The organism is Rhodophyticola sp., assembly GCF_965284195.1.
GTDB lineage: Bacteria > Pseudomonadota > Alphaproteobacteria > Rhodobacterales > Rhodobacteraceae > Rhodophyticola.
On record NZ_CBDIRM010000001.1, the window covers coordinates 13,261 to 25,952 of the forward strand.

Annotated in this window: 13 protein-coding genes; 7 read left to right on the forward strand and 6 right to left on the reverse strand. The window is 64.8% G+C overall.

The window, feature by feature from the left end; genetic code table 11:
- Positions 1-59 precede the first annotated feature (59 nt).
- From tolQ to tolB, 4 genes are read left to right on the forward strand one after another with little or no spacing between them, the layout of a single operon-like run.
- On the forward strand, positions 60-752 hold the full coding sequence (gene tolQ / locus ACQ651_RS00085; RefSeq protein ID WP_121896503.1) for a protein TolQ: 693 nt from the start codon (positions 60-62) through the stop codon (positions 750-752).
- Between the two features lie 3 nt (positions 753-755).
- On the forward strand, positions 756-1,229 hold the full coding sequence (locus ACQ651_RS00090; RefSeq protein ID WP_227284411.1) for an ExbD/TolR family protein: 474 nt from the start codon (positions 756-758) through the stop codon (positions 1,227-1,229).
- A 37-nt stretch (positions 1,230-1,266) separates the two neighbouring features.
- Positions 1,267-2,364: an energy transducer TonB gene (locus tag ACQ651_RS00095; RefSeq protein ID WP_430447756.1), complete on the forward strand. Its 1,098-nt coding sequence runs from the start codon at positions 1,267-1,269 to the stop codon at positions 2,362-2,364.
- The gene (tolB, locus tag ACQ651_RS00100) at positions 2,361-3,692 is read left to right on the forward strand and encodes a Tol-Pal system beta propeller repeat protein TolB (protein ID WP_430447757.1); all 1,332 of its coding nucleotides are present in this window, start codon (positions 2,361-2,363) and stop codon (positions 3,690-3,692) included. The genes ACQ651_RS00095 and tolB overlap by 4 nt, the downstream gene beginning before the upstream one ends.
- 80 nt (positions 3,693-3,772) lie before the next feature.
- On the opposite strand, the gene ACQ651_RS00105 is transcribed toward tolB, so the two are convergent.
- Complete coding sequence (locus tag ACQ651_RS00105; protein ID WP_227284409.1) at positions 3,773-5,056, reverse strand: acetylornithine deacetylase/succinyl-diaminopimelate desuccinylase family protein; 1,284 nt, start codon at positions 5,054-5,056, stop codon at positions 3,773-3,775.
- Positions 5,057-5,159: 103 nt separating this feature from the next.
- On the opposite strand from ACQ651_RS00105, the gene ACQ651_RS00110 reads away from it, so the two are divergent.
- On the forward strand, positions 5,160-5,420 hold the full coding sequence (locus tag ACQ651_RS00110) for a hypothetical protein (protein ID WP_121896507.1): 261 nt from the start codon (positions 5,160-5,162) through the stop codon (positions 5,418-5,420).
- A 17-nt stretch (positions 5,421-5,437) separates the two neighbouring features.
- Positions 5,438-6,043, forward strand: a complete 606-nt coding sequence (locus ACQ651_RS00115) for a DUF1523 family protein (RefSeq protein WP_227284408.1) — start codon at positions 5,438-5,440, stop codon at positions 6,041-6,043.
- 112 nt (positions 6,044-6,155) lie between these two features.
- Here ACQ651_RS00115 and ACQ651_RS00120 read toward each other — a convergent pair whose 3' ends face one another.
- The 4 genes from ACQ651_RS00120 to ACQ651_RS00135 all read right to left on the reverse strand — a co-directional run bounded on the left by ACQ651_RS00120 (position 6,156) and on the right by ACQ651_RS00135 (position 10,345).
- A complete protein-coding gene (locus tag ACQ651_RS00120) occupies positions 6,156-8,510 on the reverse strand; it encodes an aldehyde dehydrogenase family protein (RefSeq protein ID WP_430447759.1) in 2,355 nt (784 codons plus the stop codon).
- A gap of 1 nt (position 8,511) precedes the next feature.
- Positions 8,512-8,793: a hypothetical protein gene (locus ACQ651_RS00125; protein WP_227284406.1), complete on the reverse strand. Its 282-nt coding sequence runs from the start codon at positions 8,791-8,793 to the stop codon at positions 8,512-8,514.
- A gap of 6 nt (positions 8,794-8,799) precedes the next feature.
- Positions 8,800-9,804 (reverse strand): deoxyribose-phosphate aldolase, encoded by a 1,005-nt coding sequence (deoC, locus tag ACQ651_RS00130; protein ID WP_430447761.1) that lies wholly within the window; start codon positions 9,802-9,804, stop codon positions 8,800-8,802.
- A gap of 94 nt (positions 9,805-9,898) precedes the next feature.
- The gene (locus tag ACQ651_RS00135) at positions 9,899-10,345 is read right to left on the reverse strand and encodes a DMT family transporter (RefSeq protein ID WP_430447763.1); all 447 of its coding nucleotides are present in this window, start codon (positions 10,343-10,345) and stop codon (positions 9,899-9,901) included.
- Between the two features lie 124 nt (positions 10,346-10,469).
- Here ACQ651_RS00135 and rpe point away from each other — a divergent pair, with 124 nt between their 5' ends.
- Positions 10,470-11,150: a ribulose-phosphate 3-epimerase gene (rpe, locus tag ACQ651_RS00140; protein WP_430447765.1), complete on the forward strand. Its 681-nt coding sequence runs from the start codon at positions 10,470-10,472 to the stop codon at positions 11,148-11,150.
- On the opposite strand, the gene ACQ651_RS00145 is transcribed toward rpe, so the two are convergent.
- The gene (locus ACQ651_RS00145; RefSeq protein ID WP_430447767.1) at positions 11,147-12,607 is read right to left on the reverse strand and encodes an NAD(P)-binding protein; all 1,461 of its coding nucleotides are present in this window, start codon (positions 12,605-12,607) and stop codon (positions 11,147-11,149) included. The two genes, rpe and ACQ651_RS00145, sit on opposite strands and share 4 nt — an antisense overlap.
- Positions 12,608-12,692 lie beyond the last annotated feature (85 nt).

Consider the following 12,692-nt stretch of genomic DNA (forward strand, 5'->3'; position numbering starts at 1 on the left):
ATGAGGCGCAATCGACAACCGCGCCCGAACCGGGCTGGGGCAAGCAGGAAGACCAGGCAATGGAAACCGAGACGCTAAGCATGGCGCAGGAGGCGGATTTTACCCTTCTGGCGCTTTTCTTTCGTGCAACCTTGACCGTCCAACTCGTGATGGTGGCCCTGATGGTGGCCTCTGTCTGGGTTTGGGCGATTACCTTTTCCAAATACGCGCTGTACCGGAAGGCGCGCAGCAACGCCGCAGCGTTCGACGCGGCATTCTGGTCGGGGGAGCCGCTGGACGAGCTTTACGACCAAGTGGCCGACCAGCCGCGCAGCGCGTCGGAACGGGTGTTCGTGGCCGGGATGACGGAATGGCGCCGGTCCCTCCGGGACGATGGCGCGCTGATCCCCGGTGTTCAGCAGCGGGTGGATCGCTCGATGGATGTGGCCATCGCGCGGGAAAACGAACGCCTGACCTCGGGGCTGAACTTTCTGGCCACGACCGGGGCGACGGCACCTTTCGTGGGCCTGTTCGGCACGGTCTGGGGCATAATGCGGTCGTTTCAGGAGATTGCCATTTCGGGCAATACCTCGCTCGCCGTGGTCGCACCGGGCATCGCGGAGGCGCTTCTGGCGACGGGGCTTGGCCTTCTGGCGGCCATCCCGGCGGTCATTTTCTACAACAAGCTCTCGTCCGATGCGGACCGGCTGATCGGCGGCTACGAAGGCTTTGCCGATGAGTTCTCCACGCTTCTCTCACGGCAGTTGGATTGAGCCATGGGCGCGCATGTCGCAACGAAGGGATCGGGCGGGCGCAGGCGGGGCCGCCGGGGCGGCGGCTCGAAGCCGATGTCCGAGATCAACGTCACGCCTTTTGTGGACGTGATGCTGTGTTTGCTGATCATCTTCATGGTGGCGGCCCCCCTGATGACGGTCGGCGTCCCGGTCGAACTGCCGGAAACGGCGGCGGAGGCGTTGCCCGGCGATGAGGAGGAGCCGCTGTCGATCACGCTGGCCGCGGATGGCCGGGTGATGATCCAAACCACCGAGGTGCCGCTTGCGGATCTGATCCCGCGGCTGCAGGCGATTGCCGCGGAACGTGATGGCAATCAGGTCTTTCTTCGTGCCGACGGATCGATCCCCTATGAACAGGTGATGCAGGTCATGGGCGCGCTCAATGCCGGAGGTTTCCGCGAGATCGGGCTTGTCACCGATGCCGGTGGCCCCGCGCTCGACGGGTCGGGGGGGTGATGTGGCGATGCGCCGGTCCCTCTACGCCTCCGCTGGCATGCATATTGGCCTTATCGTCTGGGTGGCGATCGGCGGCATCGTGCGCGAAAGCGACCCTGTGGAGTTTCAGGTGACCGGTGTCAGCATCATCAGCACGTCGGAATTCGATGCGATGACACGCCCGCAAACCGCGCCTGCGGCCCCGGTGACCGATACGCCCGCCGCGCCCGAGGTGACGAGCCCGACGCCCACCCCCCGCCCGCCAGAGGCCGAAGCGCCGGCGCCCGAGGTGGCCCAACCCGCCGAAACCGCGCCGCCCGAGGCCGAGGCCACCCCGGATGTCGCAGATCTGCAGACGCCTCAGGCCGAGGTGACCGACGATATCGCCGCGCTGCCGAGCCCGCCGCAGGGCGACCCGACCGCCGCGCCCTCCGCCACGCCGACGCCGCAGGAGGCGCCGCGCGTCGCACCCACACCCGCGCCCGTGCCGGAGCCAGAGGTCGAAACGGCGCCCGACGTCGTGGAACAGCCGACAACGCCCGAGCCCTCCGATGCTCCGGTGGAGGAGGTCACGCCGAGCGCGCCCGAGGAGGCGACGACAGAGATCGTGACCGAGGCGGAAGAGCCTTCGGCGGGCAGCATCGCGCCGCAGGCCTCCGTCCGCCCCACGGCGCGGCCCGATCGCCCGGCCTCTGTCGAAACCGCCGCCCCCGCACCCGCCGAGACGGCCCCGCCCGTGGCCGAAGAAGATCCGCTTGCTGCCGCCATCGCCGATGCGGTGGCCGAGGCGGCCAGCGCACCCGCCCCGACAGGGTCTGCGCAGCCCGCCGGCCCGCCGCTGACCGCCGGTCAGCGCGACGGCTTCCGGATCGCGGTGCAGCAATGCTGGAATGTCGGCTCGCTGTCGTCCGACGCGTTGCAGACCACCGTGGTGGTTGGCGTCGACATGGCGCGCGACGGACGCCCGGAGACAGGCTCGATCCGTCTGATCGAGGCGACGGGCGGCACCAACTCGGGGGCCAATCAGGCGTTCGAGGCCGCGCGCCGGGCGATCATCCGCTGCGGGGCGAACGGATTTGATCTGCCGGAGGAAAGCTATGACCACTGGCGGAGCGTAGAAATGGTATTTAATCCTGAAGGAATGAGGTTGCGATGATCCGCTTTCTGATCACCTGTCTGGCCGTAGGTCTGGCACTTGCCACATCCGCCATGGCTCAGAGCAGCCCCGGCCCGCTGCGCATCGAAATCACCGAAGGCGTGATCGAACCGCTGCCCTTCGCGGCCCCGGTGTTCATCGCCGAAAACGCAGCTGCCGCCGACGTGGCGCAGGATATCACCCGTGTGATCTCCGCCGATCTGCGAGGCACCGGGCTGTTCCGGGAGATCCCGTCCAGCGCGTACATCTCCACCATCACCAGCTTCGACAGCCCGGTTCAATATGCGGACTGGAAGGCGATCAACGCGCAGGCGCTGATCACCGGATCTGTCGAACAGACCGCCAATGGGCAACTTATGGTGCGGTTCCGGCTGTTCGACGTGTTCGCCGACCAGCAACTGGGCGAGGGGCTGCAATTCGTGGGGTCCCCGGACAGCTGGCGGCGGATGGCCCATAACGTGGCCGATCAGGTCTATGAACGGATCACCGGCGAGGGTGGGTATTTCGACACCCGTGTCGCCTTCATTTCCGAAACCGGCCCCAAGAATGCCCGTCTGAAGCGGCTCGCGATCATGGATTACGATGGTGCGAATGTGCAGTATCTGACCGACAGCCGGAACATCGTGCTGGCCCCGCGCTTTTCGCCCAATGGCGACCGGGTGATCTTCACCAGCTACGAAAGCGGCTTTCCGCGCGTCTACCTGCTTGATGTGGCCACGGTGCAGCGCCGCCAGCTCGAAGGGCTGCCGGATACCATGTCGTTCGCCCCGCGCTTTTCTCCGGATGGCAACAGGATCGTCTATTCCGAGGAATCGGGCGGCAACACCGATATCTATCTCTACGATCTCAACACCGGCCAGCGAACGCGGCTGACCGAGGCGCCGTCGATCGAGACCGCGCCCAGCTTTTCCCCCGATGGCAGCCAGATCGTGTTCGAAAGCGACCGTTCGGGCCGCCAGCAGATCTATGTGATGCCCGCCAGCGGTGGCGAGGCGCGCCGGATCAGCCAGGGCCAGGTCGGGCGCTATGGCACACCCGTCTGGTCCCCGCGCGGGGATCTGATCGCATTCACTTTCCAGAACGCGGGCCGGTTCCATATCGGCGTGATGCGCACCGACGGGTCCGAGGAACGGTTGCTGACCGCGTCTTTCCTCGACGAAGGCCCGACCTGGGCGCCGAATGGCCGGGTGATCATGTTCACTCGCGAAACGGCCGGCGCCGATGGTGCGCCCGCGCTTTATTCCGTCGATATCTCGGGGCGCAACCTGCAAAGGGTGGCGACGCCGGGCATGGCCTCCGATCCGGCATGGTCGCCTCTTTTGCCCTAGCCGGCATGACCTGCCGGGCAGGTCGCCCAATCTGCTCTGCGGCGGTGACGGGGGGCATGCACGCCTGCTGAGTTGCCACCTTAGCCGTTGCCCAGCAACTCCATCAGCGTCAGCGCCATGACCTTGGCGCTGTCGGCCATGTCATCGATGCCGATCCATTCATCGGGTTGATGAGCCAGATCGAGAATACCGGGCCCGTATGCGATACAGTTTTTCAGCCGGCCGATCCGGTCGATATGTTTCTGGTCATACGTTCCGGGGGAAACCACGAACTCAGCCTGTTTCGACAGCACCTTTTCGATGGCGGCCTGCACGGTTCTGACCACCGGGGCATTTTCGTCCGTCATTGTCGGCTGGACCTCGAACAGGTCGCGGATCTCATAGCTGAACTTCGGACGTTCCGCCTTGATCTTCTCCAGCATTGCGGTGATTTCGGCTCTCACCTCCGAGATATCCTCTTCTATGAGGAAGCGGCGATCTATGGTGATCCGGCACCGATCCGGCACGCAGGGAGAGGGGAAGCCTGTGTAGCCTTCCTCCTGCACCGGCTCGCCGCCATGGATCGCATTGATGTTGAGCGTGGACTGCCGGGCCCCGTCCGGCACCACCGGCATCGCCGTGCGCTTGCTGGCCAGAAGCGGGAACAGATGCCGCTCCATCTCTTCGAGAACCGCGCCCATGTGGCGAACCGCGCAGTCGCCCAGAAACGGCATCGAGCCATGGGCGATCCGGCCATGGGTTTCGATCTCCGCCCACCAGACGCCCCGGTGGCCAAGGCAGATCCGATCCTTGTTGAGCGGCTCGGGGATAATCACATGCTGCACCCGTGACGGGTCGAAATATCCCTGTTCGGCCAGATACGCGACACCGCCGAAGCCGCCCGATTCCTCATCCGCCGTCGCGCTGATCTCGATGGCTCCGCGATAGTCCGGACAGGCCGCAATGAACGCCTCCGCGGCGATGATCGAGGTGGCGAGCCCGCCTTTCATGTCACAGGCGCCGCGCCCGTAGATCCGGCCATCCTTCATCTGGCCGCCAAAGGGTTCCATCGTCCAGCCATGGCCGATCTCGACCACGTCATGGTGGGAGTTGAAATGAACGCAGTCCCCGGGCGTTCGCCCCTCGTGGCGGGCGACGAGGTTCCAGCGCGGATGGGTTTCGCTATCCGCCGGCGCGCCGACGGCGCGGATCAGTTCGACGGCAAAGCCCGAACGGCTCAACCGCGCGGAGAGATAGTCGCAAATCTCCCGGTAGTTGCGACCGGGCGGGTTCAGCGTGGGAATGCGGATCAGATCCTGGGTCAGTGCGATCAGATCGTCACGGCGGGCGGCGATTTCGTCGAAAAGGCGGGTGCTGTCGGTCATTTTTGCAACTTGCGCTGATGAGACTTGCGCCGCAAGCCCTGCCAAAGCCCTTTCGGGCCCCCATATAAGGGGTTATGAAAACGCGCGAGACCGGGAGTGCCGCATGCTGAATATCGGCCGGATGGCGATCATCCTTATTGTTGTGCTGACATTGGTGTATGTCTGCGTGTTCCTCTACTGGCGTTCGGGCGTGCGCGAACGGCTTGAGGAAGACTGGGTGATGGAAGGTCGGCCGGGTGACCGGGATACATGGGTCGACGAGCGCGTGGCCCCCAAGGCGCGACGGATCAGCAGGTGGCTGATCCTCTTCGTCTACGTGCTGCCGATCACCGCGCTGAGCGTGTTTGTGTACGTTACCAATTGAACGAGGGGCACTGAGCCATGCGCTGGCCGCGAATAATCTTTCTGCTGATTTTGGCGCTGATCATCGGCGGCTTCATGCATTACACGCTACCGGGCCGTGACATCGCGCGGATCACCGACACGGAGATCATCCGGCAGGATTTTTCGGGCTGGAACAGGATTTTCTACGCCCAACCCGACAGCGGCAACGCCGATAGCGGCAATCGCGATCTGAGGCTGATCAACACGATCCGGGAAGACGGGTCGGTCATGGTCTATCGAAACGAGGATACCGGATTTGGCTGGCCGCCATATTTCAAGCTGGACAGTGCCGACCTGCAGGCCGAGGCCAGCAATCTGAGCTCGACGGCGGCTGACCCGCAATGGGTCGCCATCACCCACTACGGCTGGCGGTCGCGGTTTCTGTCCACCTATCCCAATGCCGTCGCGCTGAGACCGGTGGACGGCCCCGATGTCAGCCTGTTCCCGTGGCTCAATGTCATCATTCTGGCGCTTCTGGCGCTGCTCCTATTCTTCATCTGGCGCATGTGGGAACGGTTCGAGGACCGGGTGATCGAACCGACGGTGGATCGAACCGCCGTGCGCTGGGCAAAGCTGCGAGACTGGATGGCCGGGCGCCGGTGACGCAGGGCCGGGTACGACGGCTGGGCAGGGTTTCCATCGGTTCGCTGCGTCACGGATAGCCCGGCCGGAGATGGCCGTCCCGGCTGGGCAGGATTTCCGTCGCTCCGGTATCTTACTCGCCGTAGGGCACCCAGATCGTCTTGACCTCTGTGGCGGCCTGCAGGAAGCGCCTGCCTTCGCCCGATTTGCCCATCCAGTCGATCCCACGCCCGTCATGCACCCAGCTTCGTTTGAGATTGGAGGCGGAGGCTTTTTCGACGGCCTCGGCCCCGACATGGGGCGTGAAGGCCCAGATCGCGTCCACGTCCATGTGACCGGCAAGCGGTTCGGCCAGATCGGCTGGGTCGCCGGTCACGATGTTGACCACACCGCCGGGCAGATCCGACGTGTCGAGCACCTGATAGAGATCGGTGGCGGCAAGCGGGGCCGCATAGCTGGGCACCAGGACGATCCGGTTGCCCATGGCGATGGCGGGCGCGATAAGGGAAAGCGCCCCCAGAAGCGGCGCATCGTCGGGTGCCAGAGCGCCGATCACACCGACCGGTTCGGTCATCGCCAGCGCGATACCCCGGATCGGGACGGATTTCGCAGTGCCGTCGAACTTGTCGGCCCATGCCGCGTAGGTGAAGAGCCGGTCGATGGCCACATCCACCTCTGCGTCGGCGGTTTTAGCATTCACGCCGGTCAGGTCGCGGATGCGGGCCGCGAATTCCGCTGACCGTGCGGACAGGTTCTCGCCGATGTAATAGAGGATCTGCGCGCGAAGATGGCCCGTGGTTCGGGCCCATCCCGCCGCGCCGCGGGCGGCCTCCACCGCGTTGCGGATGTCCTTGCGATTGCCCAGCCCCATATGGCCAAGAAGCCTGCCCTTGGCGGACCAGACCGGTTGCGAATATCCGCCATCGGGCCGGGCCTGTTTGCCGCCGACATACATCTTGGCGGTGCGGTCGAGACCGGGGGCATCGGGCGTGTCCGGAGCCGGAACGGGATCGACCGGCTTCAACGGCTTCGTTTTCAGGGCAGGTTCGAGATAGGCCAGCAGCCCCTCCCATCCGCCTTCGCGGCCAAAGCCGCTTTCGCGCACACCGCCGAAGGGCGCGGCCGCGTCGAAGAGATTGGTGGCATTCACCCAGACCACGCCGGCGGCCAGTCTCGGCGCCACGTCAAGCGCGAGGTTCAGGTTTTCGGTCCAGACCGTGGCGGCCAGCCCGTAGCGGGTGTTGTTGGCAATCTCCACGGCTTCCGACGGGGTGCGGAAGGTGGTGGAGACCAGCACGGGGCCAAAGATTTCCTCCTGCATCAGCGGGGCGGCGGGCGACAGGCCGGTGATCAGCGTCGGCGGATAGAAACAGCCCTGTTCCGGCACCGGTGTGGCCGCGCGGTAGGTTTCGCCTTCGGTGTTGCGGTCGACCAGCCGGGTGATCGTGGCGTGTTGGACCGGATCCACAACCGCGCCCACATCGATGGATTTGTCCAGCGGATCGCCAAGGCGCAGCTTGTCCATCCTGGCCTTGAGCCTAGCATGGAAATCCGCGGCGATACCTTCTTGCACAAGAAGTCGGGATCCTGCGCAGCAGACCTGGCCCTGGTTGAACCAGATGGCATCCACCAGCCCCTCGATGGCGCTGTCGATATCTGCATCGTCGAAAACGATGTAAGGGGATTTCCCGCCCAGTTCGAGCGTCAGCGATTTGCCGGACCCCGCCGTGGCCTGCCTGATCCGGCGACCAACCTCGGTGGACCCGGTGAAGGCGACCTTGTTCACATCCGGGTGGGTGGTCAGCGCCTCGCCTGTTCGCCCATCGCCGGTCACGATGTTGACCACGCCTTTGGGCAGGCCGGCCTCCCGGCAGATATCGGCAAACAGCAACGCGGTGAGAGAGGTGTATTCAGCCGGTTTGAGAACGACCGTATTGCCGGCGGCCAGCGCCGGCGCAATCTTCCACGACAGCATGAGCAGCGGGAAGTTCCATGGGATGACCTGCCCGCAGACGCCAAGCGGGGCGTGGTCGGGCATTTCGTCGTCAAGCAGCTGGGCGAGACCGGCGTGGTAGTAGAAATGCCGCTGGGCCAGCGGCACGTCGATGTCGCGCGCCTCACGGATCGGCTTGCCGTTGTCGAGTGTTTCGAGCACGGCGAAAAGGCGCGCATGTTTTTGCAGAAGGCGCGCCAGTGCATAGAGGTGGCGGGCCCGCTGGTGGCCGCTGAGTTTCGACCATCCGGGAAAGGCCCGCCGCGCGGCGGCAACGGCTTTGTCCACGTCCTCGGTGGAGCTTTGGGTGATCCGGGCCAGTTCGGCGCCCGTGGCCGGGTTTCTGGTTGCGAATGTCTCGCCCGGTTTCGCGAAGACGCCATCGATGAACGCCCCGAAGGCAGGGCCCTTCCCGGCGATCCAGGCGCGGGCTTCGGTATCGGATTCGGGGGCGGGACCGTAGTCCATCGTCTCGAAGATTTCGCGGGTGGTCATGTCAGGGCCCCATGAAGAGGAAGATGAAAAGGACGGCGATCAGGATGACGATTGCGGCTGTCTTGCGGATGCGCGCGCGCTGCGCAAGGACGGCATGGGCGCGGATGTCATCGGCATACTCCTCCGGCGGGCGCCCGAAGGTATAGGCCTCGTTGAAGCGTTTCAGTTGCGCATCGTTCAGCGACGCGGCGGAGGTTTTTTCCTTGCGATACTCGGAAAACCCCATCCAGATCACGTAGAGTGTCAGCAGGATCAGGATGACCGTGTTGAAGCTGAACATCATGGCGGATCAGGCCATCGGATGCCGGTAGGACGCGGAATAGGCGCCGGTCGCGTGGTGTTCCAGCTGCCGCTCGATATCGCCCAGAAGGCTGCTTGCGCCGAAGCGGAAGAGGTCGGGCTGGAGCCAGCGGTTGCCCAGTTCCTCTTTCATCAGCGCCATGTAGACAAGCGCGTCCTTGGCCTTGGAAATCCCGCCCGCCGGTTTGTAGCCCACCTTGATGCCGGTCGCGGCCTCATAGGCGCGGATCGCGCGGATCATGGTCAAGGACACCGGCAGGGTTGCGTTGACGCTTTCCTTGCCGGTGGAGGTCTTGATGAAATCGGCCCCCGCCATCATGCAGACAAGCGAGGCGCGGGCGACGTTGCGCAGCGTGCCAAGCTCCCCTGTGGCGAGGATCGCCTTGACATGCGCTTCGCCGCAGGCGGCGCGGAACTCCTTCATCTCATCATAGAGCGCCTGCCAGTTGCCGGTCAGGACATGGCGGCGGGAGATGACGATGTCGATCTCGGCAGCGCCTGCCTTCACGCTTTCCGTGATCTCGGCCACCCGCAGATGGAAGGGCGACAGCCCGGCGGGAAAGCCGGTGGATACGGCGGCGACCGGAATGCCGGAGCCCTGCAGCGCCTCGACGGCGGTTTCGACCATGTCGTGATAGACGCAGACGGCCCCGGTGGTGATCGGCGGCAGACCAAGTGCATCGAGCAGATCGGCCCGGACCGGTTGGCGGGCCTTGGCGCAGAGGCGCCTGACCCGGCCGGGCGTGTCGTCTCCGGCCAGCGTGGTGAGGTCGATCAGGGTAATGGCCTTGGCCAGCCATGCGGCCTGATAGGTCTTCTTGACCGTCCGGCGGCCCGGCAGGCTGGCCGCCCGGCGTTCGATGGCGGACGTGTTGGCCTGCACCCGCGCGACCCAATCCAGATCAAGCGGCATGCCGGCGTTGCGCGGCTCATGGACCTGCGGCAGTTGCGGATCGGTCAAGGTTGTGGCGGTCTGGGTCGGGGCGTGTGTCACGGGAGTAAACTGCAGCCATTGGGGGACGGTTCGGTCAGCGTCTCATGTCGGCGCGGCAAAGACAAGCTTGACCATTTGGTCAAAAATCAGCGGGTCACAGCCGGGAAAGGATCAGCCCGACGGCCACGAAGGCGACGGCGAGGATGCGGGTCCAGCTGATCTCGCGCACTTGCAGGCCAAAGGCGCCGACGGCATCCAGAACGAGCGCTGCGGTCAGTTGCCCGAAGATCAGGGCCGCCACCATCGTGACGACGCCAAGCGCCGACACGCTCCAGACCGCGGCCCAGACATAGATCGCGCCAAGGGCGCCGCCTGTCCAGGCCCACCAGGGCGCATTGGCCATCGCCTGAAGCCCCGGCATCGTGCCCCGTGCCGCAACGATGGAGCCAAGCACCAGAAACCCCACAAGAAACGAGATCGCCGCCGCCGCCACCGGATCGCCCACATGTCCGGCAAGCCGGCTGTTTATCGGGGCCTGGACGGCAATCGCGACGCCGCCCAGTGCAATGGTGGCAAGGGCCATCCAAGGTGCCAGATTCATCATGGGTCCCCGCGTGTTGTCCGGTGTCACCGTGGCCGCTCCGCGACGTTTGGGCAAGGGGCGTGACAGCCCCGCCGCACCGCGTTAACAGGAAGGCGCTGTCAGAGATAAGGACCCGCCGCCCATGCCCTTCGACCGTTCGATCAAAATCGCACCGTCCATCCTGTCCGCGGATTTCGCCAATCTGGGTGCAGAGATCCGCGCGGTGGAGACCGAAGGTGCGGACTGGATCCACGTGGACCCGATGGATGGGCATTTCGTGCCGAACCTGACCATCGGGCCGAATGTCGTGGCCGCGATCCGGCCTCATGTGACGACATTCATGGATGTGCATCTGATGATTGCACCGGCTGACCCCTATATCGAGGCCTTCGCCAAGGCGGGTTCGGACATGATCACCGTGCATGCGGAGGCCGGGCCGCATCTGCACCGCACCCTGCAGAGCATTCGCGACCACGGGGCCAAGGCCGGAGTGGCGCTGAACATGACCACACCGCTGAGCCATATCGCCCATATTCTGGATGCGGTCGACCTGATCCTTGTGATGACGATCAACCCCGGGTTCGGCGGGCAGAAATTCACCCGTTCGATGGTGGAAAAGGTCGCACAGGCCCGTGCCATGGTGGGCGACAGACCGATCCATATCGAGGTGGATGGCGGGATCGACCCCGTCACCGCGCCTCTTGTCGCCGGTGCGGGGGCGGATGTGCTGGTGGCGGGATCCGCCGTGTTCAAGGGCGGTTCGGTCGAGCGGCCGGAGGTTTATGGCGAGAACATCCGCGCGATCCGGGCGGCGGCTGGCTAACCCGGTATCGGGCCGCAGAGAATGCCATGGTCGGCCTGCACCCGGTCCAGCACCCTGCGTGCGTGATCGCAGTAGCGCCGCTGGTTCAGCTTGACGTCGATCAGCGCGGCCAGCCTGCGATGCATGGGAAACCAGCGGTCCAGATCCAGCCCGCAGCCGTCCAGCACGCAAAACGGCAGCGCATTCATCAATACGAGGGTGTTGAGAAACGTATGGGTGACGGTGGTGATATGCATCAGCTTGCGGTCGATCCGGCGAAGCGCGTCGATATCCAGCAGATAGAGCGGTGTCTGGCGCAACTGGTCCGTCAGGAACAGATGCGGCAGGAAGTATCCCGCCACGCTACTGAGGAAATGGGTCGCGGCGCGGGACGTGATGGTGAGGATCGTCCGGCCCGGAGACAGGAACGGTTGATCGGGTCGCGCAGCGCGGAGCACGTATCCGGTACAGTTCACAATCACACTGCCCGGCGCGATGGGCATTTTCGCCCCCGAACGCAGCACCAGTTCCGGGCCCCCGCGGCCGTCACACACATCCACGAGATAATCGCCCACAAACGCCTTGACCCCGCGGGCGATGGTCCGGCTTTCCCTTTCGGACAGGATGCCGAAAAGAAACTGTTCGCCCGTGCCCGTCGGGCAGAGCGTATATGTGTCGCGAAAATGGGCAAAAACCTCATCTGCATTCGTGCCGTCGAACCGCATCGCCAGTTCGCGGAATGTGGGCAGGACCAGTTTTCCGCGCCAGTATCGGGGCAGACCGGTGGGTAGCGTGAAGTCGCGGCTGGCAAAAACGGTGCCCATGCCGGTCAGCATTGTGACCGGGCGCCGAGGGTTCCGGGTGATCAGCGCGTGGGCTGTGTCCATTCCTGTCTTGCCGCCGCCGATGACATAGACCGGCGCATCCCCGGCCATGTCGAGGGCCTGAGGCGTCGTCGAGACGACCCGATCCGAAGAGAGGGGCAGCGGCTCCAGCTCCGGGATATCCAGACCGCGAGCGTCGATCAGGCGTCTGGCATCGACCACCCGAGAGGCCCCGCCATCAACCGCCTCAAGGCTGAGCCGGGCCCGCGCGCCGCCATCGGTCGCGATCTCCTCGATCGCGATGCAGTTCTGGCCGTAGAGTTCCGTAACGGCGACCTTGTCGCGGATCTGGTCGAGACAATGAGCAAGATGGGCCGCCACCTCATCCCCGGTTGCCAGATATTCCGGGCGCTTGGACCAGGCCCAGGGGATATTGCCGACCGTGAACATCGGGTGCGGCTGATGCAGCCGGACATGGGGATAGGTCGCGCACCACATGCCGCCGCAGCTTGCCTTTCGGTCGATCAGGAGAACGCGGGCCGTCGGCGGCAGATGCTCGCAGGCCGCGTAAAGCGCGTTCAGCCCCGCAATACCTGCGCCAAGAATACACAGATCCCAAACCGTCTCGTCCCCGGATTGCACGATATCCCGCATGACATTATCCCGCGCCTGTTGTCCGGCGCGACCCTAGCAGGAACGGGTGGGCTGCCAAGCCTTTGACGGCCGGGCGAAATCTGCA